The sequence below is a fragment of the Methylobacillus arboreus genome (assembly GCF_020532725.1).
Classification (GTDB): Bacteria; Pseudomonadota; Gammaproteobacteria; order Burkholderiales; family Methylophilaceae; genus Methylobacillus; species Methylobacillus arboreus.
In genome coordinates, this window is the sequence record NZ_JAJAVC010000006.1 from 128769 (window position 1) to 153308 (window position 24540).

Below are 24540 nucleotides of genomic sequence, written 5' to 3' on the forward strand. Positions count from 1 at the left end.
ACGAAACATCACTCCCCCTGCTTGTCCACTCCCTGAAAACAATCCACCAGCGTCACCCCTAGCACAGCAGCAACCTTGACCAGCACCAACAGGGATGGATTACACACTCCGCGCTCCATCTGGGAAATATACGTCCGATCCACCTCCGCCCGGTAAGCCAACTCCTCCTGGGATATTCCCATGCGTTTGCGTAACTGCACCAAGCGGCTTCCTAAACGGCGACAAGTTTGGTTGAACTGGCTCTGCATGAGCGCTAGGCTCCTGCATTGCAGACTGACAGTCCACGGAGTATACTCTACAAAAAATACAAAACCGCTTAATAAAAATCAATCATTTCTCTATATAAATCATTCACCTAATTTTATTTCCGGGGGATCAATTGATATGCCAAGAACCAAGGCAATAATTCTTCTTTTCACCATGACACTTGCCGGTTGCATTACGCCACACGGCGAAGCACCCATTGCCAAAAACTTTCCAACATCTTCGCAAGAAAAGCTTCAAGCTGCGGCACACTGGGGGTTAGTCACCCAGGACTTGTCACAAAGATTGCAAACACAAATGGGTAACAAGGTCAGCAAGGAGCAGGCATTGTATGTTTCGGCAAGCGAAGACTCCCCGTTCAACCAAGCCGTGATTGCTGAATTGATCGCTTCTCTGGTGAATAACGGTTATACCGTCATCAAGACCCGGGAAGCTGCCATCAATGTTGAAGTCGATACGCAAGTGTTGCAATTCTCCGCCAAGCGTTTGCAAGCACGCACTGTAGGCATCCCAACAGCCCTGGCTGCAGGCGTATGGACACTGAGTGAACTCAACAGTTCGATTTCCGCTGCAGGTGTCGCCACTGGCCTGATCAGCGGGACCGAGGCACTGACATACATCAACTCGGACAAGGCATCAGGCGCCACTCCACAAACAGAGATCATCATCAATGCTGCCGTAAGTGACAATAGCCGCTACCTGGCTGTTTCACGCGCCACCTACTATGTCGCCGACTCCGATCAATGGCTGTATCAAGCCATAAGAAATGCAAGTTTCAACGTGCGGGGAAGCAACTAAAATGATAACGAGATACTCATGCGTAATAGCGACAGTACTCATGCTGGCAGCATGCGCAAGTGTTCCAACAGAATCCAGCATCAATGCCAAGATCAACTATGCCACAGCCGCCAACAATCCGTTCATTGAGAACAATTACAAAGCTGCCGATGCCCTTGCACAACAGCTCAATGGCAAGATCAATCCCGCACAGCCAATGATCATTGCCACTCTGGTCAACATTGATGAGCTTTCCAGTTCATCCACCTTCGGCAGGCTGGCATCCGAGCAGATTTCATCACGCTTTTCCCAGGCTGGCTACAGCATGATTGAAATGAAGTTTCGCGATTACGTGTATATGAAGCAAGACCAAGGCGAACTGCTGCTTACCCGAGAAATCAAGGATGTGGCGAAGAACCATAATGCCCAGGCCGTGATTGCCGGCACCTATGCATTGAGCAGTGATGCCGTATTCGTCAACCTCAAGGTCATACAGCCCAGCACCAATGTTGTACTGGCCGTCCATGATTATGCTTTTCCGATGGACAGCAACTTGAGAAGCATGACCAGAACCATCCGCAAATAACGCAGTTCTCCAGAGAGTAAAAAGCCAGGCAACTACCTGGCTTTCTGGTTCATCCCTATCCCATCACTCGCCAATGCCTAATTCCTGGCTCACCTTCAAGGCCTCTTCAAGCGCCTGCTCTAAATCTTCGTCAATCACTGTGAAATGCCCCATCTTGCGGCCTGCCCTGGCTTCATGCTTGCCATACAGGTGCATCTTCAATCCCGGACTGGCAAACGCCCTATCCCATGCCGGGTCGCCACCCTTCCAGATATCGCCGAGAATATTCACCATCACGGCATTGCTGTGCAGCCGCGCATCTCCCAGCGGCAACCCGGCAAGAACACGCACTTGCTGCTCAAACTGGTCCGTCACGCAGGCATCTATCGTGTAATGGCCGGAATTATGCGGACGAGGCGCCATTTCATTGACCAGCAACTGCCCGTCGCTGACGAAGAACTCCACGCCCAGCACACCGTTGTAATCAAGCTTGGTGGCCACCTCAATCGCCAGTTGGCGTGCCTGGTCACGAATCGCCTGATCACTCCGGGCCGGCACGATGCTGACATCCAGGATGCCATTCAAGTGGCTGTTCTCCGCTACCGGGAACGCAGCTACATTGCCATCGGCATCGCGCGCCAGCACCACGGAGACTTCATAATCCAGCTTGAGCCTGCGCTCAAGCACGCAGATTTCCGCCCCGAACTTTTCAAATGCGGCACGCGCTTCCTCCGGCGTTGCTACACGCGCCTGGCCTTTGCCATCATAGCCAAAACGCGCAACCTTGAGGATAGCAGGATATAACCCGCTTTCTTCACCAGGAATATCCGCCGCTTGTTCAATGACCGCATAAGGCGCCACCGGCAGGCCGGAATCACGGAAAAAATTCTTTTCTGCCACACGGTTCTGCGCAATCGCCACCGAGGACGCAGCAGGACGCACCCTGCGGTGCTGCGCCAGGAACTCCAATGTAGAGGCCGGCACATTTTCAAATTCAGTGGTAATTGCCGCGCATTGCTCAGCCAGCGATTGCAATGCCGACTCATCATCATAGGCCGCGCACAGATGAACATCCGCAATCTTGCCCGCAGGGCTGTTGCGGTCAGGATCAAGCACCGCAACCTTGTAGCCCATTTCATGGGCGGCAATGACGAAAAAACGGCCCAGTTGACCGCCGCCCAGCATCCCCAGCATGGCTGGAGGCAATATGGTTTTTGTACTACTCACGCAGACTCCTTAAAACTTGATATTCAGCATTGGATTAAGAGCTGCTAACAAAATTCAGCGAAACGATTCTGTCTAGGCGCTCTGCCGCAGGCAGTACAACTAGTACGACAAGGCAGAGCAACAACGACAGAAGGATTTTGTTAACAGTTCTAAGGCTGGTCAGGCAGCGACATGTCCAGGACGCGTACGGCCTGCGCAGCCCGGAAATCCGCCAGCTTTTGCGCCAGCGCCGCATCCGTGCCTGCCAGGATTGCAGCAGCAAACAAACCCGCATTGGCGGCACCAGCCTCGCCAATCGCAAATGTCGCCACCGGGATGCCCTTGGGCATTTGCACAATCGACAGCAATGAATCCTGCCCCTGCAAGTGGCGGGATGGCACAGGCACGCCCAGCACCGGCAATGTTGTCTTGGCGGCCACCATCCCCGGCAGGTGCGCGGCACCGCCGGCACCAGCAATAATAACGCGCACGCCACGTTCGGCAGCTTGCTCGGCAAACTCGAACATCAGGTCTGGCGTGCGGTGCGCCGATACCACACGCGCCTCATAGGCAACACCCAGGTCGGCCAGTATCTGGGCCGCTGCACGCATGACAGGCCAGTCGCTATCCGAGCCCATGATGATGCCAACTAACGGTTTGGACATGATTTCCCCTTACACCAGAATCAGGTTATCGCGATGAATCAGCTCAAGCTCATCAACATAACCCAGAATACGTTCAATTTCGTTACTTGGCCTGCGCAGGATGCGGGCGGTTTCCAGGGCGCTATAGTTCACCAGCCCACGTGCAACCTCCTTGCCCGCGGCATTCACGCACGCGACAAGCTCACCGCGCTCGAAACTGCCCTCTACCGCAACAACACCAATCGGCAACAGGCTTCTTCCGCCTTCAAGCAAGGCCTTGCTCGCGCCATCGTCCAGCACCACCTTGCCTGCCAGGCGCAAATGATCCGCAAGCCATTGCTTGCGTGCCAGCGTTTTGACCTGGCCCGCCTTCAGGTGCGTGCCAATCGGCTCGCCCTGCGCCAGCCTGACCAACACATCCGGCTCCCGTCCCGAGGCAATAATGGTATGGGCGCCACTACGCGCTGCGCGTTTGGCCGCCAACACCTTGGTCAGCATGCCGCCGCTACCGATCAAGGAACCTGCACCCCCTGCCATCTTTTCCAGCGCAGGATTTCCAGCAGTTTCATGCTGGACGAACACGGCATCAGGATGCTTGCGCGGGTCAGCAGAATACAAGCCTGGCTGGTCGGTCAGGATCACGAGCGCGTCCGCTTCGATCAGGTTGGCCACCAACGAGCCCAAAGTGTCATTGTCACCGAAGCGGATTTCGTCCGTCACTACGGTATCGTTTTCATTGATCACGGGAATGACCCCAAGATCAAGCAAGCTGCGCAAGGTAGTGCGCGCATTGAGATAGCGCTTCCTGTCAGCCAGGTCTGCATGCGTCAGCAGGATTTGGGCAGTATGCAGGCCGTGCGACGCAAAGCAGGTTTCGTACATTTGCACCAGCCCCATTTGCCCGACCGCCGCTGCCGCCTGCAATTCATTAATCGCTACCGGGCGCTTTTTCCAGCCCAGCCGCTGCATGCCTTCCGCGACCGCGCCGCTGGACACCAGCACCACTTGCCTGCCGCTTTCAACCAAGCGGGCAATCTGGTCTGCCCAGGCTGCAATGGCGGCTTTGTCCAGGCCAGCACCGTCATTGGTTACCAGGCTGGAACCGACCTTGACCACCAGGCATTTCGCATTCAACAACAGGGAGGTCATATTCCGGATACGGCCTGATGGTCATGCGCCAGGTTTTCTTCGGCATGCACAGCCTCCACATGCTCCATGATGGCATAGGTCAACTCGCGGCAACCTGTGCCACTCAATGCGGAAATGGCAAAATAACGGCCTTCCCAGCCCAGCGCCCGCACAAATTCGGCCACTTTCTCTGCACTGTCCGGCAACATATCCACCTTGTTGAGCACCAGCCAGCGCGGCTTCTGATAAAGCGCTTCATCGTATTTCTGCAGCTCGGCGACAATCGCACGCGCCTCCTGCACCGGGTCCACCGCCTCATCAAAAGGCGCAATATCCACAAGATGCAGCAAGAGCCGGGTACGGGCAAGGTGGCGCAGGAACTGATGGCCGAGACCGGCACCTTCTGCAGCCCCCTCAATCAGGCCCGGCACATCGGCAATGACAAAACTGCGATTGGTATCCACACGCACCACGCCAAGGTTGGGATGCAGGGTGGTAAAGGGATAATCCGCCACCTTTGGCTTGGCGGCCGAGACTGAACGGATAAAGGTGGACTTGCCAGCGTTGGGCATGCCGAGCAGGCCAACATCGGCCAGCACCTTCAATTCAAGATAAAGCTCGAACTCCTCGCCCGCATCACCCTTGGTACATTGGCGCGGCGCACGGTTGACACTGGACTTGAAATGGATGTTGCCAAGGCCGCCATTACCGCCCTTGGCCACCATGACCTTCTGGTCATGCTCGGCCAGGTCCACCAAGACCTGGCCAGTTGCCTTGTCGCTCACGACGGTGCCGACCGGCACACGCAGCACCATGTCATCGCCGCCTGCGCCATACTGGTCAGAGCCACGGCCATTTTCACCACGCTTGGCACGGAATACGCGTGTATAGCGATAATCTACCAAGGTATTGATATTACGGTCAGCGATCATGAAGATGGAACCGCCGCGGCCGCCATCGCCACCATTGGGGCCACCCATGGCTTCATACTTCTCGCGGCGGAAGGTGGCAACACCATTGCCGCCATCGCCTGCATAGACCTTGATTGTGGCTTCGTCGATAAACTTCATGATATTAGCCTGTGTTGTATATAAGCTGGACGCCTGTCCATAATACCGCTTGAAATAAAAAAGCCCTATCGCATCGATAGGGCTTTTGCTGAATCATGCCAGACTTAAGCTGGAACGATGCTGACCAGCTTGCGGCGCAATGCGCCTTTTACCGAGAAAGCCACCTTGCCATCAACCTTGGCAAACAAGGTGTGATCCTTGCCGATACCGACATTTTCACCCGGGTGCATCTTGGTGCCGCGTTGACGGACAATGATGCTGCCAGCGGAAACAAACTGATCGCCAAAGGCCTTTACACCGAGTCGCTGCGCCTGTGAGTCGCGACCGTTACGGGAACTACCGCCTGCTTTTTTGTGTGCCATTTATATTACCCCTTACTTAGCAGCAATCTTTTCGATCTGGATTTCAGTAAAACTCTGGCGATGGCCTTGAGTCTTACGATAGTGCTTACGGCGACGCATCTTGAAGATCAGCACCTTGTCAGCACGGCCGTGAGAAACCACCTTGGCCTGTACGCTCGCACCATTCACCAGCGGAGAACCGATAGTCGTATTTTCGCCATCGGAAACCAACAATACCTTATCGATAATGATCTCACTACCGACATCACCTGCCAACTTTTCTACCTTAAGCTTATCACCAGCGGCTACGCGATATTGTTTGCCACCAGTTTTGATAACTGCATACATGGTTATGCCTCGTTTGCTACGCATTCAAATGAATCGGGCATTATACGGAAAATCATCCGGAAAGCAAATGCTATTCGCAAGATATGCATCCATGCCGACATCACGCGCTTACATGCGCAGGACACCGTATTAAGCGGCGCCTATGTTAGAATCGGCAGACTTATTTTTGGCAGCCAGACGTGTCCCTAGCTTTTATCCAATCGTGTATCGCGGAAGACATGCAGAAAGTCGATGCGGTCATCCGGAAATCATTGCATTCCGATGTAGTCCTGATCAACCAGGTGGCTGATTATATCGTTAACAGCGGCGGCAAGCGATTGCGCCCTGCACTGGTACTGCTATCGGCCGGCGCTTTTGGACACATAGAACCGCACCATCACGAACTGGCCGCCGTGGTTGAGTTGATCCATACCTCCACCCTGCTGCACGACGACGTGGTGGATGAATCCTCCATGCGCCGCGGCAAGGCCACAGCCAATACATTATTCGGCAATGCCGCCAGCGTGCTGGTCGGCGATTTCGTCTACTCCCGCACCTTCCAGATGATGGTCAACGTGCAGAACATGCGTGTCATGGAAGTGCTCGCAGAAGCCACCAACACCATTGCCGAAGGCGAAGTGCTGCAATTGCTCAACGTGCATGATGCCGACATCACGGATGAAGCCTACCTAAAGGTCATCCACTACAAGACTGCCAAGCTGTTCGAGGCGGCTACCCGGCTTGGGGCCATCATATGCCAAGCCGGCACCAAGGACGAGATCGCCATGGCTGAATACGGCATGCGCCTGGGCACCGCCTTCCAACTGATTGATGATGTGCTCGACTTGAGTGGCGACAGTACTGAAATTGGCAAGAACCTGGGCGACGACCTTGCCGAAGGCAAGCCCACACTGCCGCTGCTGCATGCCATGCGCCATGGCACAGAGGCGCAGCGCACGGTGATCCGCAATGCAATCGAGCAAGGCGGCCTGGATGAACTGCCCGCCGTGATTGAAGCGGTGAAGGCGACTGGCGCGTTGGAACATGTGCGTGCAGTCGCCAAGGCCGAGGCCGAGATAGGTTGCGCCGCGATTGCACACCTGCCTGAATCAATCTACAAGCAGGCCTTGCTGCAACTGGCCGAGTTTGCCGTTACCAGAAGTTTCTAAACCCGTTCCACCGGGTTAGGAACCCAGTTCAACCTGGCCGTAGCCCAGCAACGTGCCAGTCGTGTAGGCAATATCGATCAATGCGGCCTGATAATCCACAATCGCCCGTATCTCCTTCACCTGCGACTCCCCAAGCCGGCTCAACATCTCCAGCACTTCCGTCATATTGCGCAGACCCTCGTTGAACTGCTTGAGTTCGGCGTCATAATTGACGCTAGCCAGCATCACCTGCTGACGCGCTGCGATGATGCGCTGCCAATGCTGCTCTGCCTGGTCAACGACATCATGGATCTCGCGCTTAACCGTCAAGGTTTGCAGCTCCTTGGTCGCCAGCCTCTGCATGCGCTGCTGCACCGCCTGCTGCAATTGGTTGCGGCGCGCCTCGTTCGTCATCGGCAACTCGAAACGCAGGCCGACAGACCACTCATTGAAACGATTATCGAACGGGCTGTCATAAGCCCTGGAAAGGCTGCTGCTGCCGGCAGACAACGCACCATAACTATAATCCAGCGTGAATAACGGCAAGGTCTGGTTCTGCAAGTACTCGATCTTGTTGATATCCGCAGCCAGCTTCAATTCCAGTTCGAGCAACTCCAGCCGCCCTTGCATGGCCGACTCGACCAGCCTGTCCTTATCGAATTCGTAATGCAGCAGGACGGGCTCGGACTGCGGGCGGATCAACGCATCGCCTTCCATGGCATATTGCGGGTCATTGAGCAGGAACTGCAACTGGCGCTGGCTGAGTTGCAACCTGGTCTTGGCGACGATCAGCGCCTCAACGCGGTCCGATACTCCGATTTCTGCACGGCTGGCCTCAATGCTGGCCACCAGGCCTTCCTCCACCATGCGGCGTACCATGTTGAGGTTGCGCGCAGCCAGATCATATTGCTGGCGCCGGACCTCCAGCTCCGCCCAGGCGGCATACAAATCCCAATACGCCTTGTCTATCAGGGAAACAACGCGGATGGATTGCAAGCGGGTTTGGGCATCCACCGCACGCTGGTCCAGCTCTGCAATCCGAATGCTGGCCTCGTTCACCCTGACACCGGCATCACGCAACAAAGGCTGGCTGATCGAAAACCGCGTGGCGCGCCTGTACTCGTCGGTACCCAGCGCGCCCGTGGTCAGCTTGCGCTCGAACGGCGTGCTCAATCTCACCACGCCACCTGTCCTGAGCGGAATGGCCACGCCGGCCTCGCCATCCAGGTAATCGATCTGTTGCTCGGCCTTGTTCAGCTTGACCAACTGCCCGTCCAGCTGCGCATCCTCGGACTTGAGTTCCACGATATCGCCACTGGTCAATGGAAGATTCTCACGGCTGCGGCGCAAGCTGGCATAAATAATATTGTCAAACTTGGCACGCTCCGCCCGCAATGCACTCTCTGCAATCGCCGGATCGAATTGCACCACCTTAAGCGATAGATTGTTCTGCAATGCCCTGGCCCGGACATCTGCAATAGTGAGCCCATGCTGCTCGCCTGCAGGCAGCACATCATCGCCTGAGCCATTCTCCGCTAATGCTGCTTTATTCAGGTTGATTTGCAACTTCCTGGGAGAAGACAATTTGTATTTCTGCTGGGACGCGGCAAATCCTTCGTCTAGCGTCGTCGCGTTACCCCGGCCCATGGTGCCCAAGTCAATACCGTCACCAGGCAATCCTACTGCCGCAGGATGATCAAGCCGGGCGCTGCCGGTTTCTGCAGAAACTTGGCTGGCATAGATAGCCTGCAGTAGCAGACAGGCAACCCATCGCCAGCAGGGCTTGTATACCGAATTCGACATCATGCGGCTCACCGTCAAACGCCTTGGGAATGATTACTGCCCGTTGCCTGCGGGACACGTGGCGGGAAACCATTCAATATCCGCCAGATTTCGTAGCCAATCGAGACTTCCTCCAGCAGAATCCATCCCCTGGCGGAACCTCCCTGTCTCAGGAAGCGCTCGGAAGGCCATTGCTGCACGCTTTCATCCGGCACCACCATCACGCGGAAGCGGCCGGTGCCGTCATCGCTGGCATCGACAAACGCCACCTGGCCTGCAAACGTGCCGATCGCCACATTCGGCCAGCCGGAAACCTGCAAGGCAGGCCAGCCCTCAAACTCCAGCCGGACCTTGCTGCCCGGCAGGATCAGCGCAGCATCAAGCCCATCCACGATCAGCTCCACCGCCTGCTGCTGAGTCTCGGGAATAATCACCAATAATGGCTGGCCTTGGCTGATGACCTGCGACTGGGAATTCACCGGCACCCTGAACACCGTCCCGGCGCGCGGCGCCTTCACCAGTTGCGATTCCTGGCGCGACAGGCTGATTTCCAGGTTGGTCAATTCATTTTGCGTATCCGCGACTTCCGAGCTGATCTTGCTGATCAGCGCACGGCTGGCATCGATATTGGCCTGTGTTTCGGCCTTGACCTGAAGCAGGCTGGCTTCTGCCGTCTTTTCCTCGGCCCGCGCAGAGTCCAGCGCGGCCCTGGTACTGTTGAAGCTCCTTAGCGCCACCGTACGGTCACGGTCCGCTACTTCCACATCGCGCCGGGAGACCAGCCCTTCATCCACCAGGCGCTTCATTCTCGATACCTGGAAATCCGCAGCATCCAGCGTCGCCTGGGCAGATTCCACATTTTCTGCCGCGGCAATCACTTTCTGCCGCGCCACATCAAGTCCATACGCCACTGCGGATATCCTGGCCTGGCGGACGGCCAGCAGATTCTGCAACTGCACCTCGTAAGCCTGCAGCTCATCCCGCTTGGCCTTGAGCTTGGTCTCAATGGTTTGGCGCTGTGCGACTAGCCTGTCCTTGAAACCGGGATCGACATCGCTGATTTCGAGCAAGGGGTCGCCCGCATTGACGCGTGACCCTTCGCGCACAAACCATTGCTTGATCACGCCGCCGACAGGCGCATCCACGCTTTGGCGTCTTTCAAGCGCCGCAAAAGCAGTGACCGCTCCCATGGCCTGCACATTTTGCTGCCAGGGCAGGAACAGCATCAGGACGGGGACGACAAAACACAGCACTACAATCCACAGCATCAGCGTTTTCACCAGCTTGGGCGTGGTGATGTACTTCAGGGTTTCGGGCTTGGCTTTAATGATATCATGCGCCATGATCAAACAACTCCAGGGCAAGCACTTGACTGCAACGCTGCGCAACCAAGGAATGGCGCGTCATGATGACAACGCTGTAGCCAGGCGACTCCAGCAGCAGGGGCAGCACACGGTTGAGCTCCTGCTCGTCAAGATAATCCAGCAGGCCGTCCACAATGAGCAAGCCCGGATGGCCAACGATGCCGCGCGCCAGCATCAGCAGAACCACCTGCGTAGTGGAAAGCGGCACGCCAGTCACAGACAGTCGGGTATTCAGGCCTTCCTTGAGCCGATTGATGCTGAACATCAGGCCCAGATCATCCAAAAGCCGGGTCAGTTCTCCAAGCGGGATATCGTCCCGCCCCACCAGCACATTCTCAAGGATGCTGCCTTCGATGATTTCCAGCTTGTTCACGTAACCAATATGCTTGCGCAGCGAATTGAGGTTGAATTGCTCAATCGTAATGCCATTGAACTCGACATGTCCCCTCTCGGGCTGCTTCAGTCCCGTGAGCAAAGCCGCTAGCGAGGACTTGCCGCTCCCTGTTGCGCCGAGCACAGCTAGGCTGCCTCCCGGCTGCAATGTAAAACTGATGCCGGACTGCGATGCCGTATGCTGCAGATAATCGTAGCCAAGATTGACCGCACTCAACCTGATGGGCCTCTCAATCTCCATCTGGCGCTCAAGTATTTTCTCCTGGGGCAGATCCTGGATGTAGCCAATCTTGTCGAGGCTGGCCAGCAAATCGTAATAGTATTCAAGCTGGCCGATGAACCTGAGGAATGAAGCCAGTACCGCAAAGATAATCAACTCGGCTGCGACAAACTGCCCGAGGTTGATCTGCCCCTGGATCACAAGTGCGCCGCCAATTGCCAGCATTGCCGTCCCCCCTGCGGCATAGATCAGCACACCGCCGAAATATTGCTTAATCAGGGTACGAAAATGCGCACTGCGTTTTTTCAGATACTCAGAAGCCAATTGGCTGGTGCGCTCCTGCGCCAGGGTGACGCCGGAAGAAAACTTGAAGGTGTGCAGGTTGCGGGCAATGGTCTCCAGCCAGGCGGCTATCTCAAACTTGGCATGTGACTCCTCGATGGCGGTCAGGGGCGCATTGCGGCCGACCACATAGACAATCACCAGAATGATCGCGATGAGCACGGCCACGACGATCGTGAAATACACGCTATAGAAAATCAGGATAATGCTGCCGACCACCGCCTGCAAAACAGTCGCCACGCCGATCGTCAGCAGCATCGCCACCGACTTCTGTACCGCGGTGACTTCAAAAAACCGGTTCACCAGCTCCTGCAGGTCATCCTCATTCGCCGCATCGTAAACAGCCCCCTGGGTCTTGACTGCCGCTTCTGTCGCAATCCGCAGAAAAATCCGGCGCTGGATGAGCTCGGCAATGAAAATCTCCAGCACATAGAACAATCCGGCGAGAAACAGAAATACAAACAACATGAAGGAAATAATGAGGAGCGGCTTGATCAAACTGCCCATGGTGACGGTATTGATCAATGCCTGGACGGCAACAGGAATGGCGAGGTTGATGAAACCAACCCCGCCCATCAAGATGATGATAAGAAATATGTCTTTGCGCTCCAGGTGGAGAAGGTCGAGCAACCTCTGCCTGGGCAGCAATTTATGCCGCGCTGTATTGTTCATTATTGTTGTATCAGATTAAACCCTCAACACCGACAGGAACGACCATACTTAAGTTCCTGAAAAAATGAACAATACTTGCTACGAAAACTTCAGTGGCATTTCCTTAGTTTAGTGTAATCAGCTCACCGTTCTCTGCGTGGTAATAGCTCAAGTGAGCGCAATCACTGGTCCTGGTCGTCAACGAGCCGTCAAACAAAGACTCTCCATCCACATCGACGGTGGCATATCCGTTATGGTAAAGCGTGACCTCGGCTTGCTGCCGCCCGTGACGCATGGCGAAACTCAAGTAGTTTTCATCTTCGGACTCGTCATACACTTCCCAGTTGGAATTACCCGTCAATTGCTCCAACCAACCCGACAAATCCACCTCAACGCGGCAAACAACAGGGGCGTCCCATGCTGCCTCAGCTCCAGTATTCATCATTTGCGTTCCTTTCAGGTTAGTTACGAGAAGCCTTTCAACCATTAGTTGGCGGCAGTTTTCCACATTTCAAGTCCACCCCGTCCGTAAGAGCCTGTTCCAGGTTGCCATACTTATATAACGGTGCGATGATGCGGAAAGTTTACCGACATGCCCAATTTATGCCTGATTTTGTTTTCGTGCTCCTGACTGTCTTAAGAGATTCCCCCTCCCTCTTTATCGCTTTTTCAGTTGTGCTGGGATTGATCGTCGGCAGCTTTCTGAATGTGGTCATCCACCGGCTGCCCCGCATGATGGAGCTAGCCTGGCAGCAGGAACGCCTGGCAGCGGAAGGCCAGGAGCTCGCGCAACAGCCGCGCTACAACATCATTACCCCGCGTTCACGCTGTCCACATTGCCAACATGCGATCAGCGCGCTGGAAAATATTCCGGTGCTAAGCTACCTCGCCCTCGGCAGAAAATGCCGCGGATGCAAAACCCGCATCAGCCCACGCTATCCATTGGTAGAGGCGCTCACCGGACTACTCGCCGGACTCGCCAGCTGGCACTTCGGCTACTCCAGCCTGGCCGTGGCCGCCTGGATTATCATCTTCGCGCTCGTCGCACTGACGTTTATTGACCTCGATACCCAGCTCCTGCCCGACGACATCACGTTGCCGTTGCTATGGCTGGGATTGTTGTTCAACCTGGATGGCGGATTCACCGACCTCTCATCGTCAGTCATTGGCGCCGCGCTTGGCTATCTCATCCTGTGGTCCGTTTATTGGCTGTTCAAGCTTGTGACCGGCAAAGAAGGCATGGGTTACGGAGATTTCAAGCTGCTGGCGGCACTGGGTGCATGGTTCGGCTGGCAATTGCTACCTGCCGTCATTTTATTATCATCGGTAGCTGGTTCTATAATCGGCATTAGCCTGATCGTGTTTACCAAGCATGGCCGCGAAACCCCTATCCCATTTGGTCCATATCTGGCGTTAGGCGGTATTGCTGCCCTGTTCTTTGGCAAACAACTCTCACAACTATACCTAGGAGGCTGATCAATGTATGTAATTGGACTCACCGGCGGTATAGGCGCTGGCAAAAGCGAAGCCGCACGCATTTTTAGCGAGCTGGGCGTACCTGTGGTGGACGTAGATGTTATTTCACGACGCCTGACCAGCGCCGGCCAGCCCCTGGTTGCCAAGATTGCCGAGGCATTCGGCCCGGACTACGTCACGTCTGATGGCGCAATGGATCGCGCCAAGATTCGTGACCGCATTTTTGCCAACGATACTGACCGCAGATTACTCGAATCCATCCTGCACCCTGCTATTCATAGCGAGGCGCTGCGCGAGCTTGAAAGCTATAACCAGGCACAGTACCAAGTACTGGCCATTCCCTTGTTTTTTGAGTCCAACCGTTATGAAGGCATCGTTAATCGCACCCTGCTGATTGATTGCGACGAAGACAAGCAGATCAGCCGCGTGGTCAACCGTAACGGCTTCACTGAAAAAATGGTACGCTCCATCATTGCCGCCCAGGCTTCGCGCAGTTTTCGCCGTGCGCTTGCCAATGACATTATCGATAACAATGGCAGCATTGAGGAACTGGAACAGAAAATTCGCCAAATGCATGAAAAATTCATTAATACTTGCATAGTTAGCGAATAAATCTGATAATCCACCACAACTTTATTTACTATCCTACCGGATCAGTCTTGAGAAGCCGTGCCTAGTTACGATTACCCTTTTAATGAACGCATCCGTACCCTGTTGCGTCTTGAAGACCTTTTTACCAAGGTCTTGCATAACATTGAGTATGAGCACGAGTTTATCCACCACAACGTCCTGCTGTCCCTTTTCCAGATCCTCGACATCATAGAGCGCGCCGAGCTCAAGATGGATTTGCTGCAAGAGCTGGACCGGCAGAAAATGGTCATGAACAACCTGCGCGGCAACCCCTCGATTGAAGAGCAAGTCTTGAACGACCTGGTCACCGATATCGAAAATGCTGCGCGCCCCCTGCGCAACACGCCAGGCAAGCTTGGCCAGACATTGCGCGACAATGAATGGCTCATGAGCATCAAGCAACGTTCAGTGATTCCAGGTGGCGTCTGTGAGTTTGACCTGCCCTCCTACCACTACTGGCTAGGCCTGAGCAGCGAGCGCCGCAAACATGACCTCAGCATCTGGATGAGCCCCTTGATGCCTTTGTACGACGCCATCCGCATCATCCTGCATATCCTGCGCGGCAGCGGCGCAACCTCCAACATGACGGCAGTCAACGGTGCCTACCAGCAAATGTTGGGAGGCGCAAAGCCGGCACAGATGCTGCGTGTGGAAATCAGCGATGACACTCCCTGTTTTCCCGAGGTGAGCGCCAACAAGTATGCCATCAATATCCGCTTCAACAGCCTGGACAATGCGCAACGGCCACGCCCTTGCGACGCCGACATCGACTTCTCACTGACGCTGTGCAACCTGTAAAGAAGAAAATGGTCACCTGCCCGCAATGCGGGGAGCTGGCGGAATACAGCAGCGCTAACCCGTACCGCCCGTTTTGCTCGAAACGCTGCCGCCTGATCGACCTAGGTCAATGGGCGAGTGAAAGCTATCGCATTCCAGACACCGCCCCAAAGCCTGACAGCGAAGAATAGCAAGCTCGCCAGGTCTCTATTAACGCGCTAGGGCTGGGCGATGAACTCCAACTGGTATTGCTTGAGCGGCTGAGCCTCGCGCTTGATGTCGATGGTCATGAGCCAGTCGCTGCGCCCGCTCACGCATACCGGCAAAGTCACCATGGCGCGCCAGCTGCCATCCGGCTGCTGCTGAAAACGGTAGCGGTTGAGCCCCATCTGCATATCATGCATGTCGAAGCTGGCATGGATAGACTCCGCATCCGCTGACTCGATGCGCATCTCGAATGCGCGCATGACCTTGGGCGATGCAATGGCCTGCACCCTCACATCAGCATTGCTGCAACCATGCAGAATATCCTCGCACGGCAACGACTTGATTGCGGCAGCCCCTTGCTTGAACCAGGCATAGGTCAATCCGCCCAGTATCAGCAAAACTACTGCCAATATCAGCTTACGCCGCTGTATCATGAAAGCCATGCTCCACGCATCATGGCAATGCCGTGAGCGCCATGTTCCCAGGCCTGTTCGATATCCGCCTGCTGCATGCCGCCCAATGCATATACCGGCAAGCTGCAGTCCTTTACAAGCGCAGCAAAGCCCTCCCATCCCAGCACCTGAGCTCCAGGATGACTCAATGTAGGCAATACCGGCGATACTACGGCAAAATCCAGGCCCAGCAATTGCGCATGCGCCAATTGCTCTGCATCATGGCAGGAGGCGGCACACAATATCTCTTGCGGGCGTTCAGACAGTGCCATCAGGCGCTCGGAGGACAAATGCACGCCTGCAAAACCTAGCGACTGCGCAGTCTCAATCTCGCCATTCAACAACATCCTGGCTTGATAAGGCTGGGCGATCGCCAGAACTTGTTGCGCCAGTCGCTTCAACGCATCTGCAGGCAAATCCTTTTCCCGCAATTGCAACAAGCGCAAGCCCTGATCCATGGCAAGCTGCAAACTCGCAAGAAAACGCTGTTCTCCCATTTCCGCAACATTACTGATGGCATACACAGAAGGCAGGTTTAATGCAGCCAGGATAGGCTCGTTGGCAGGCAGCATCGGCCCCACGCTAAGCGCAGATGGATTTTGCCAGCTCAAGCGCTGGCCTTCACACCCTTGGGGCTCGTGCTTCCACTTGCGCACAATGAAAAAATGCAGCTCCACCTTGCGGTCAGGATATTCAAAACGGCGCAATAACCAAGGATGCGCCGTCACCACTTCAATCCCGAGTTCCTCATGCAGCTCACGCACCAAGGCATGATGTGGGCTTTCGCCGGCCTCTATCTTGCCGCCGGGAAACTCCCACCAGCCATCCCAGGGTTTGCCGGCAGGACGCTCGGCCAGCAATACCTGGCCATCAGGGCGCTGCAATATTGCCACCGCAGCTCGCACCACGCTCATGGCTGTTTGCTTTCCGTGAGCGCCAAGCGCCCGACATAATCGCGGGCGAACTGGTAAGCCACACGGCCACTGCGCGCGCCTCGGGTATGCGAGAACAGCAAGGCCGCACTGCCTATTTCATCGTTCATCTCTGCAACGCCATAATGCTTGAGCCACTGTGCGGCAACGGCAAGGTATTCATCCTGGCTAAATGAGTAGAACGACAGCCACAGGCCGAAACGCTCGGACAAGGACACCTTTTCCTCGGTGGTATCGCCCGGGCGGATCTCATCGCCGTGGCGCTGCACCTCAAGGTTCTCCGACATATATTCCGGCATCAGGTGACGGCGGTTGGAAGTGGCATAGACCAGCACATTGTCGGACGTAGCGGCAATCGAACCGTCAAGCACCACTTTGAGCGCCTTGTAACCCGGATCGCTCGCTTCAAAGGAAAGATCGTCACAAAAGACGATAAAACGCTCCTTGCGCTCACGCAACAAGGCCGCAATTTCCGGCAATGCCACAAGATCCTGCTTGTCGACCTCGACCAGGCGCAACCCCTGATCGGCAAATGCACTCAGCACAGCCTTCACGAGAGATGACTTTCCCGTGCCACGCGCACCGGTCAACAGCACATTATTGGCCGGGTAACCATGCACAAACTGCTCCGTATTCCGCACGATCTCGGCCTTTTGTTCATCCACGTTGCGGATGTCATCCAGACTGATATGGTGCGGATGGTCGACGGCCACCAGATGGCCTCGCCCGTTCACGGTTTGCCAGCGCCAGGCGACAGCATTCCAGTCCGGTGCACTGGCAGGTGGCGGTAGAAAACTCTCCAGCCGTGCCAGCACTGCCTCGGCACGCGTAATTAGTTGTTCGATATCTGCCATATAGTATTTAACTGCGGTAATCCGCATTGATGCGGACATAATCATAGGAAAAATCACAGGTCCAGACCGTCGCCTCGGCACTGCCGCGATTCAGCACTACGCGCACCGTAATTTCAGACTCCTGCATCACGGCTGCGCCCTGCTCTTCGACATAGCTGGTTGCGCGGCCGCCGTTCTCAGCCACCAGCACATCGCCAAGATAGAGCTGCAAGGCATTCACATCGAGGTCGTCGACACCGGCATAGCCAATCGCCGCCAGGATACGGCCCAGATTGGGGTCAGAGGCAAAGAAGGCAGTCTTGATCAAGGGAGAATGCGCAATCGCATAGGCCACCTTGCGGCATTCCTCAACATCCTGGCCTGCCTCGACCTTGATCGTCATGAACTTGGTGGCACCTTCGCCATCGCGCACAATCGCCTGGGCCAACTCGACCGCAACGTCAGTGATCGCATCACGCAATGCCAGGTATTCAACACTGCCGATGTCATTGATTTCCGCATTGCCAGCCTTGCCCGTAGCCGCAACGATAAAGGAATCATTGGTCGAGGTATCGCCATCCACGGTAATACAGTTGAAGGAGCGGTTCACGGCATGGTCAATCAAGGCTGCAAGCGTAGACTGACTGATGGCGGCATCGGTTGCGACATAGCCGAGCATGGTCGCCATATTGGGGTGGATCATGCCAGAGCCCTTGGAGATACCGGTAATGGTCACGGTCTTGCCATCCACGGTAATCTGGCGCGAAGTGCCCTTGGAGACGATATCCGTTGTCATAATGGCCTCGGCGGCATCAAACCAGTGTTGCCCACCAAGGTTGGCAACACATTGCGGCAAACCTGCCAGGAGGCGATCCATAGGCAAGGGTTCCAGGATCACGCCAGTGGAGAACGGCAACACCTGTTCCGGTGCGACCTGCAGCAACTCAGCCAGCGCATTGCACGTTGTACGCGCCTTTTCCAGACCGGCTTCACCCGTTCCAGCATTGGCGTTTCCTGTATTCACCACCAACGCACGAATGTCGCCATTGGTCTTAAACAGGTGTTCTTTGCAGACAATGACTGGTGCTGCGCAGAAGCGGTTCTTGGTGAAGACCCCAGCCACGCGGCTGCCTTCAGCAAGCTTGATGACCAGCATGTCCTTGCGGTCCGGTTTGCGGATATTGGCTTTGGCAATCCCGAGTTCTACACCCGGCACCGCCAGCAGAGATTGCGCCTCAGGCGCGACTAGATTAACTGGCATTGATAGCTCAACTGAAATGGCAAAACGCTGATTCTACCGTATTCAGTCGGCCTTGGCGCAGCAGCCAGACCTATCATATTGATCAGTCCGGTATGGATCATGGCCCTGGACATAAGCAGGCATCATCCATCACGGCCAACGGATGTGCTTCATGGTCATCGTCATGCTTGACCAGCCGGAATACTGCTCCTTCAGCCAGGCCGGCAGAACACCACCAACCCTAAAAACCTTTACTAATCTTACGGAAGTTGTTCACAGATCCAAAAAGGTACGGTACAGTACCATACATTAAAACTCAAAAAAGGACTGCTTCATGATTGAACAGCCGTCTGCGCCAAGGTATCGAACCGCCAAAGGAATACAACGGATGCAGGATCTCACGGAGACCGCTGCAGAATTGTTCTTGGAGCGTGGCTTCGAGTCAGTGGCTATCGATGACTTGATCGCGCGCGTCGGCGGTTCGCGGCGCAATATTTACAGTCACTTCGGCGGAAAGGAAGGACTGTTTGTCGAAGTCGTGACCAAACTCTGCACCGAGCTTGCAGCGCCCTTGGAACAATTGAACATTGCGGAACTAGATGTCAGCAACGCGCTATTCTCGTTTGGCAGCCAACTGCTGCAAACAGTCTTGCAGCCGCGAACGCTGGCGTTGCACCGGTTGATGGTGGCCGAAGGCAAACGCTTTCCAGAACTCGCTCAAGCCATCATGAACGCAGGTCACCTCAACGCTATTGCCATCCTTACTTCATGGATCGAATCTCGCCGCGGCAAATATCCACATGGCCTGGAAACCCACTTACCGGCGGCCACGCTGGCCCGGCAGTTTGTCAATATGGTCGTGGCGGAAGCGCAATTGCGAGCGCTTGTCGGCCTTGATCCTTACCCTCTGCCGCCTGCCGATGTGGATCGCATCGTCAACAACGCTGTCGCCATGTTTCTCCATGGCGCATCAACTCAAAGGAATTCTCACGAATATGACTAAATTCTCCTGGCGGACCGCCCAGGCCTTTCTCCTCTCCGCATTTTTCCTGATTGGCGCGATCGGTAACATCTTCGCTTCCGAACAAATCGCCGCCGACTATGCCCGCTGGGGCTACCCAGACTGGTTCCACTATGTGACCGGTTCGCTTGAACTGATCACAGCGATTTTGCTGGCACTCAAACCACTGCGTTTCTGGGGTGCTGCACTCGGCACCGCAATCATGGGTGGGGCAGCGGCCACGGTGCTGTTGCATGGCGAGTATGCGCATGCGGTTGCGCCTCTGGTCATCCTGGCGCTTTCAGTTCTCGTTGGCTGGTTTAACAAGCCTAAGCTATGACTTCGCCTGATGAAATAAAAAAACCGGGAATCTCCCGGCTTTTTTATTTCACTGTATCAATGCAGCTTCACGCCCCGCTATTTTTTCCAGCACCTCACGGCGCTCGTGATTCTGCATGGTGCGCCAAGCGCGGATTTCATCGATAGTACGCAGGCAACCTTCACAGTACTTGCGCTCCTGATCCAGTGTACACATGCCGATACAGGGAGAAGCAACCTGATCCTCAGCCTGCATCAGCTCAGCTTGCCATGGCATTGCTTGTATTTCTTGCCGGAACCACAGGGGCAAGGATCGTTACGGCCAACCTTATCGCCAGCACGCTCAAATGTCGCCACTGGTCGTTCACCAGCGTCAGCTTCATCACCCTCGTGACCCAGCGCTTCGTCATAGTCGGCATGCTGATATTGCACATTCTCTAGTTCTGCCGGCTTCTCCACCGCCTCAACATCGGCCTCGCTTTGCACTTTGACCAGCATGGTCACCTGGGTCACTTCGCGCTTGACGGTATCAAGCAGGCTGGAGAACAACGCGAATGCTTCGCGCTTATACTCCTGCTTGGGGTTCTTCTGCGCGTAGGAACGCAGATGAATGCCTTGGCGCAGATGATCCAATGCAGCCAGATGCTCACGCCAGTGGTTATCCAGGCTTTGCAACATCACGGCACGCTCGAACTGGCGTATGACGCTGGTGGAAGCTTGCGCCTCCTTGGCAGCGTAGGCGGCATTCGCGGTATCGACGATATGCTCGCGCAGAGTTTCTTCGTGCAGGTTGGGGTTGTCTTCCAGCATCTTCTGCAATGGAATTTCCAGGCCAAGGTCAGCCTGCAGGGCTTTTTCCAAGCCCGGGATATCCCACTGCTCTTCCAGGCTCTCAGGCGGGATATAGGTGGCAATCAGGTTATGGATCACATCCACGCGCATGGCCGCAATGGTTTCGCCCACATCAGCGGCTTCCAGCAATTCATTACGCTGCTGGTAGATCACCTTGCGCTGGTCATTCGATACATCGTCGTATTCGAGCAACTGCTTGCGGATATCGAAGTTGCGCCCCTCGACCTTGCGCTGTGCGTTCTCGATCGCACGCGTGACCCATGGATGCTCGATGGCTTCGCCTTCAGGCATCTTCAGGCGCTCCATGATTGCCGCAACGCGGTCAGAGGCAAAAATGCGCAGCAGTTGATCTTCCAACGACAGGTAGAAACGGCTGGAGCCAGGATCACCCTGACGGCCGGCACGACCGCGCAACTGGTTATCCACACGGCGGGATTCATGGCGCTCGGTACCGATGATATGCAAGCCACCGGCTGCCAGCACCGCATCGTGCTGCACCTGCCAGTCGGCCTTGAGCTTGGCAATCTGCTCAGCCTTGTCTGCTTCAGACAAGCTATCATCCGCCTCGATCACGGCAATCTCGGGCTCCGGGTTACCGCCAAGCACGATATCGGTACCACGACCGGCCATATTGGTCGCAATGGTAATCATACCGGGACGCCCGGCCTGGACAATGATGTGCGCCTCGCGCTCGTGCTGCTTGGCATTCAACACTTGATGCTCCAGCTTGGCCTGCGTGAGGAAATTGGAAATCACTTCAGAGTTCTCAATCGAGGTCGTGCCCACCAGCACGGGCTGCCCGCGCTTTTGGCATTCCTTGATATCGTCCACGACTGCCTGGTACTTCTCTTTTCCCGTGCGATATACCTTGTCCATCTGGTCCTTGCGCTGCAAGGGGCGATGGGTGGGGATAACGACAGTTTCCAGGCCGTAGATCTGGTTGAATTCATAGGCCTCGGTATCCGCGGTACCGGTCATGCCGGACAGCTTGCCATACATGCGGAAATAATTCTGGAAGGTAATCGACGCCAGCGTCTGGTTTTCTTTCTGGATGGTCACGCCTTCCTTGGCTTCCACCGCCTGGTGCAAACCGTCGGACCAGCGGCGGCCAGCCATCATGCGGCCGGTAAACTCATCCACAATCACGATCTCGCCATCCCGCACGACGTAATGCTGGTCGCGGTGGTAAAGCGATTGCGCGCGCAGGGCGGCATACATATGGTGGACCAGGCTGATATTGGCTGCGTCGTAAAGGCTGGTGCCCTCGGCCAGCAGGCCTGCCTCCGCAAGCAAGGCTTCGGCATGCTCGTGCCCTTGTTCGGAGAGCAATACCTGGTGCGACTTTTCATCCACCCAGAAATCGCCTTCGCCTTCTTCCTTCTCCTGGCGCACCAGCTTGGCAGCGATGCTGTTCATTTGCAGGTAGAGGTCCACGCTGTCATCGGCCTGGCCGGAAATAATCAGCGGGGTACGCGCTTCATCGATCAGGATGGAGTCCACCTCATCCACCAGCGCATAATTCAGGCTGCGCTGCACACGCTCTTCTGCCGTGAACACCATATTGTCGCGTAGGTAGTCAAAGCCGAATTCATTGTTGGTACCGTAGGTAATGTCCGCAGCATAGGCTTTCTGCTTTTCATCGTGCGGCATTTGCGAAAGGTTGATGCCCACGGTCAGGCCGAGGAAATTGTAGAGGCGCGACATCCACTCGGCATCGCGGCGCGCGAGGTAGTCATTGACCGTCACAACATGCACACCCTTGCCGGCCAGGGCATTGAGATATGCAGGTAACGTAGCCACCAGGGTCTTGCCCTCGCCGGTGCGCATTTCAGCGATCTTGCCCGCATTAAGTACCATGCCGCCGATCAACTGCACGTCGAAATGGCGCATATTGAGCACGCGGCGGCCTCCTTCGCGCACCACGGCAAAAGCCTCCGGCAGCAACTTCTCCAGCGTTTCACCTTGCTGGTAACGCTGCTTGAATTCCTCAGTCTTGGCTTTCAACTGCTCATCGGTCAACGCCTGCATGGCGCTTTCCAGGGCATTGATGGCTTTGACATTCTGTGCGTATTGTTTTACCAGCCGTTCATTGCGGCTACCGAAGAATTTTTTGAACAACGCGGATAACATGAAGTGGCACCAATTTTCCGACCAAGCGGAAACCTTTTGCTTAGCTTTGATAATTAAAAATTAAGGATAGTTACAACAAACTCTTAACAAAATCTTTTTAAATACTGACTGCTGTTTTAAATACTTACTTCATAGCTTGCAGGTACTTGCGCGGATCAAGCGCTGCCCCATTCAGCCGGACTTCAAAATGCAAATGCGCCCCTGTCGAACGCCCGGTACTGCCAACACGTGCGATCAACTGGCCCCGCTCCACACGCTCGCCAGCCTTTACCAGCAAGTCAGAAGCATGCGCATAACGGGTTTCAAGGCCTGCGCCATGGTCAATCTTGACGATTTTACCATAGTCATGAGTCTGCTCCGCAGCCGTTACAATCCCGCCGGCAGAAGCATACACAGGCGTGCCGCTCTCAGCCACAAAATCTAGCCCTTCATGAAAAGCCATATGGCCTGAGAACGGGTCGACGCGCCAGCCATAACTGGAAGAGTTGTAGGCTACCTCGGTAGGCATGGTGCTGGGCAAGGTGCTCGCCTGCAGGCGCTGCTGCAGCATCATGGCTTCCAGCAAGCTCAGCTTGTCGCTGCTCAAATCAATAGCGCGGTCAAGCTCAGCCAGCTTTTGCGTCAACTCCTGCTCCGACATGCGATGCGCATTCACGGCAGGGCCGCCACGGCCCGGCGGCAGCATATCCGCAGCGCCATCCTTGACCCCCGCCATTGTCGACAGCCTGGTGCCCAAGGCATCCAGGCGTATCAGCTTGGCTTCGACCTCGCCCAGATGCTGGGCCAGTGCGTCGATATGCGCAAGCTCATTGGCAGAGACCATGTTAAATGTCACAGGCAGCAAGCTTTTTGCCACTTGGTGCTCTTGTGAAGCATGTGGCACAATAAAAGCCAAGGCCAGCGCCACGGGCAACAGGCTCACAAACCCTAAAAGCAGTATCGCCCAACGCAAGGATATGCTTCTGGTTCTTGCCATGCTGTTAGATACAAAAATGATGTTCATTGCTTCCCCTCGGGAGATTGCCGGCATGCTGCGTGTTAGTGCACTATTTACTGGAAATGCCGAACTGGCAGCCCTATCGGAACAGGCAGAAAAGCTGACGCTGTCGCAGCAGAAATGGAGTGCTGTGGTACCTGCCGCTCTCAAGCCATACACGCAGGCCGGAAGCGTCAATCACAAACGCCTCACGGTCTATGCGAACAACGGCGCAGTCGCTGCCAAAATCAAATTATTATTGCCCAGTTTGATAGTTGGGCTGCAAAAACAAGGGCTTGAAGTTACTTCAATTCGGGTGGAAGTGCAAGTCAAATCTTCCCCGGCAAAACCAGCCAAGAAGCTACGCACACTAAGCCCCATCGCAGCGGCAAGCCTTGAAAAACTGGCTGCCGAACTACAGGGCTCGCCTCTTGGCGACGCCGTCGCCCGGCTTTCCAGCCGCCGTTAGGACCGATCAACTTTTCCCTGGCAACA

28 protein-coding genes are annotated in these 24540 nt (G+C 55.4%); 10 read left to right on the forward strand and 18 right to left on the reverse strand.

Translation table 11 applies throughout. The features are described 5' to 3' along the window. Nucleotides 1–8: 8 nt before the first annotated feature. Nucleotides 9–248, reverse strand: a complete 240-nt coding sequence (locus LG198_RS06665) for a helix-turn-helix domain-containing protein (RefSeq protein WP_268866816.1) — start codon at nt 246–248, stop codon at nt 9–11. Between the two features lie 313 nt (nt 249–561). On the opposite strand from LG198_RS06665, the gene LG198_RS06670 reads away from it, so the two are divergent. Both LG198_RS06670 and LG198_RS06675 read left to right on the forward strand, forming a co-directional pair. Continuing rightward, complete coding sequence (locus LG198_RS06670) at nt 562–1062, forward strand: hypothetical protein (protein ID WP_230342404.1); 501 nt, start codon at nt 562–564, stop codon at nt 1060–1062. Nucleotides 1063–1102: 40 nt separating this feature from the next. Continuing rightward, complete coding sequence (locus LG198_RS06675) at nt 1103–1627, forward strand: FlgO family outer membrane protein (RefSeq protein WP_230342405.1); 525 nt, start codon at nt 1103–1105, stop codon at nt 1625–1627. A gap of 63 nt (nt 1628–1690) precedes the next feature. Here LG198_RS06675 and LG198_RS06680 read toward each other — a convergent pair whose 3' ends face one another. From LG198_RS06680 to rplU, 6 genes are all read right to left on the reverse strand, one after another. Beyond that, complete coding sequence (locus LG198_RS06680; RefSeq protein ID WP_328485030.1) at nt 1691–2833, reverse strand: 5-(carboxyamino)imidazole ribonucleotide synthase; 1143 nt, start codon at nt 2831–2833, stop codon at nt 1691–1693. A gap of 149 nt (nt 2834–2982) precedes the next feature. Next, entirely contained in the window at nt 2983–3477 is a 495-nt protein-coding gene (gene purE, locus LG198_RS06685) for a 5-(carboxyamino)imidazole ribonucleotide mutase (RefSeq protein WP_230342406.1), read from the reverse strand. A gap of 9 nt (nt 3478–3486) precedes the next feature. Beyond that, a complete protein-coding gene (gene proB / locus LG198_RS06690; RefSeq protein ID WP_230342407.1) occupies nt 3487–4605 on the reverse strand; it encodes a glutamate 5-kinase in 1119 nt (372 codons plus the stop codon). Beyond that, a complete protein-coding gene (cgtA, locus tag LG198_RS06695) occupies nt 4602–5654 on the reverse strand; it encodes an Obg family GTPase CgtA (protein ID WP_230342408.1) in 1053 nt (350 codons plus the stop codon). Before cgtA ends, proB begins: the two co-directional genes overlap by 4 nt. A gap of 104 nt (nt 5655–5758) precedes the next feature. Continuing rightward, nucleotides 5759–6016 carry a 50S ribosomal protein L27 gene (gene rpmA / locus LG198_RS06700; protein WP_230342409.1) on the reverse strand — a complete coding sequence of 86 codons (258 nt, stop codon included), beginning with the start codon at nt 6014–6016 and terminating at the stop codon, nt 5759–5761. 12 nt (nt 6017–6028) lie between these two features. Next, complete coding sequence (gene rplU, locus LG198_RS06705) at nt 6029–6343, reverse strand: 50S ribosomal protein L21 (RefSeq protein ID WP_230342410.1); 315 nt, start codon at nt 6341–6343, stop codon at nt 6029–6031. A 179-nt stretch (nt 6344–6522) separates the two neighbouring features. Here rplU and ispB point away from each other — a divergent pair, with 179 nt between their 5' ends. Further along, nucleotides 6523–7491 carry an octaprenyl diphosphate synthase gene (gene ispB, locus LG198_RS06710; protein ID WP_328485034.1) on the forward strand — a complete coding sequence of 323 codons (969 nt, stop codon included), beginning with the start codon at nt 6523–6525 and terminating at the stop codon, nt 7489–7491. A gap of 15 nt (nt 7492–7506) precedes the next feature. On the opposite strand, the gene LG198_RS06715 is transcribed toward ispB, so the two are convergent. The 4 genes from LG198_RS06715 to LG198_RS06730 all read right to left on the reverse strand — a co-directional run bounded on the left by LG198_RS06715 (nt 7507) and on the right by LG198_RS06730 (nt 12667). Beyond that, the gene (locus LG198_RS06715; RefSeq protein ID WP_230342412.1) at nt 7507–9276 is read right to left on the reverse strand and encodes a TolC family protein; all 1770 of its coding nucleotides are present in this window, start codon (nt 9274–9276) and stop codon (nt 7507–7509) included. 11 nt (nt 9277–9287) lie between these two features. Next, a complete protein-coding gene (locus LG198_RS06720; RefSeq protein WP_230342413.1) occupies nt 9288–10595 on the reverse strand; it encodes an HlyD family secretion protein in 1308 nt (435 codons plus the stop codon). Then, nucleotides 10585–12243, reverse strand: a complete 1659-nt coding sequence (locus tag LG198_RS06725) for an ATP-binding cassette domain-containing protein (protein ID WP_230342414.1) — start codon at nt 12241–12243, stop codon at nt 10585–10587. Before LG198_RS06725 ends, LG198_RS06720 begins: the two co-directional genes overlap by 11 nt. Nucleotides 12244–12346: 103 nt before the next feature. Further along, a complete protein-coding gene (locus LG198_RS06730) occupies nt 12347–12667 on the reverse strand; it encodes a hypothetical protein (protein WP_230342415.1) in 321 nt (106 codons plus the stop codon). Between the two features lie 158 nt (nt 12668–12825). On the opposite strand from LG198_RS06730, the gene LG198_RS06735 reads away from it, so the two are divergent. From LG198_RS06735 to LG198_RS06750, 4 genes are read left to right on the forward strand one after another with little or no spacing between them, the layout of a single operon-like run. After that, on the forward strand, nt 12826–13698 hold the full coding sequence (locus LG198_RS06735; RefSeq protein WP_230342416.1) for a prepilin peptidase: 873 nt from the start codon (nt 12826–12828) through the stop codon (nt 13696–13698). A gap of 3 nt (nt 13699–13701) precedes the next feature. Beyond that, complete coding sequence (coaE, locus tag LG198_RS06740; RefSeq protein WP_230342417.1) at nt 13702–14310, forward strand: dephospho-CoA kinase; 609 nt, start codon at nt 13702–13704, stop codon at nt 14308–14310. A gap of 57 nt (nt 14311–14367) precedes the next feature. Further along, nucleotides 14368–15126 carry a cell division protein ZapD gene (gene zapD / locus LG198_RS06745; RefSeq protein ID WP_230342418.1) on the forward strand — a complete coding sequence of 253 codons (759 nt, stop codon included), beginning with the start codon at nt 14368–14370 and terminating at the stop codon, nt 15124–15126. An 8-nt stretch (nt 15127–15134) separates the two neighbouring features. Beyond that, on the forward strand, nt 15135–15296 hold the full coding sequence (locus LG198_RS06750; RefSeq protein WP_230343014.1) for a DNA gyrase inhibitor YacG: 162 nt from the start codon (nt 15135–15137) through the stop codon (nt 15294–15296). A gap of 27 nt (nt 15297–15323) precedes the next feature. Here LG198_RS06750 and LG198_RS06755 read toward each other — a convergent pair whose 3' ends face one another. The 4 genes from LG198_RS06755 to argJ are packed head-to-tail and all read right to left on the reverse strand — an operon-like array spanning nt 15324 to nt 18790. After that, nucleotides 15324–15746 carry a hypothetical protein gene (locus tag LG198_RS06755; RefSeq protein WP_230342419.1) on the reverse strand — a complete coding sequence of 141 codons (423 nt, stop codon included), beginning with the start codon at nt 15744–15746 and terminating at the stop codon, nt 15324–15326. Then, a complete protein-coding gene (locus tag LG198_RS06760) occupies nt 15743–16678 on the reverse strand; it encodes a Nudix family hydrolase (protein ID WP_230342420.1) in 936 nt (311 codons plus the stop codon). Before LG198_RS06760 ends, LG198_RS06755 begins: the two co-directional genes overlap by 4 nt. Then, a complete protein-coding gene (locus LG198_RS06765; RefSeq protein WP_230342421.1) occupies nt 16675–17550 on the reverse strand; it encodes an ATP-binding protein in 876 nt (291 codons plus the stop codon). The genes LG198_RS06760 and LG198_RS06765 overlap by 4 nt, the downstream gene beginning before the upstream one ends. Nucleotides 17551–17557: 7 nt before the next feature. Further along, nucleotides 17558–18790, reverse strand: a complete 1233-nt coding sequence (gene argJ / locus LG198_RS06770; RefSeq protein WP_230342422.1) for a bifunctional glutamate N-acetyltransferase/amino-acid acetyltransferase ArgJ — start codon at nt 18788–18790, stop codon at nt 17558–17560. A 367-nt stretch (nt 18791–19157) separates the two neighbouring features. Between argJ and LG198_RS06775 the strand changes: the two genes are divergently transcribed. Together LG198_RS06775 and LG198_RS06780 are read left to right on the forward strand one after the other, a co-directional pair. Further along, the gene (locus LG198_RS06775; RefSeq protein WP_230342423.1) at nt 19158–19772 is read left to right on the forward strand and encodes a TetR/AcrR family transcriptional regulator; all 615 of its coding nucleotides are present in this window, start codon (nt 19158–19160) and stop codon (nt 19770–19772) included. After that, nucleotides 19765–20109 carry a DoxX family protein gene (locus LG198_RS06780; RefSeq protein WP_230342424.1) on the forward strand — a complete coding sequence of 115 codons (345 nt, stop codon included), beginning with the start codon at nt 19765–19767 and terminating at the stop codon, nt 20107–20109. Before LG198_RS06775 ends, LG198_RS06780 begins: the two co-directional genes overlap by 8 nt. A 48-nt stretch (nt 20110–20157) precedes the next feature. On the opposite strand, the gene LG198_RS06785 is transcribed toward LG198_RS06780, so the two are convergent. The 3 genes from LG198_RS06785 to LG198_RS06795 form a co-directional block, all read right to left on the reverse strand. Continuing rightward, nucleotides 20158–20364, reverse strand: coding sequence for a DUF1289 domain-containing protein (locus LG198_RS06785; RefSeq protein WP_230342425.1), 207 nt, complete (start codon nt 20362–20364; stop codon nt 20158–20160). Continuing rightward, nucleotides 20343–23069: a preprotein translocase subunit SecA gene (gene secA, locus LG198_RS06790; RefSeq protein ID WP_230342426.1), complete on the reverse strand. Its 2727-nt coding sequence runs from the start codon at nt 23067–23069 to the stop codon at nt 20343–20345. Before secA ends, LG198_RS06785 begins: the two co-directional genes overlap by 22 nt. A 124-nt stretch (nt 23070–23193) precedes the next feature. Then, nucleotides 23194–24045: a M23 family metallopeptidase gene (locus LG198_RS06795; protein ID WP_328485041.1), complete on the reverse strand. Its 852-nt coding sequence runs from the start codon at nt 24043–24045 to the stop codon at nt 23194–23196. Between LG198_RS06795 and LG198_RS06800 the strand changes: the two genes are divergently transcribed. Beyond that, nucleotides 24044–24514, forward strand: a complete 471-nt coding sequence (locus tag LG198_RS06800; RefSeq protein ID WP_230342428.1) for a DciA family protein — start codon at nt 24044–24046, stop codon at nt 24512–24514. The genes LG198_RS06795 and LG198_RS06800 overlap by 2 nt on opposite strands. Nucleotides 24515–24540 lie beyond the last annotated feature (26 nt).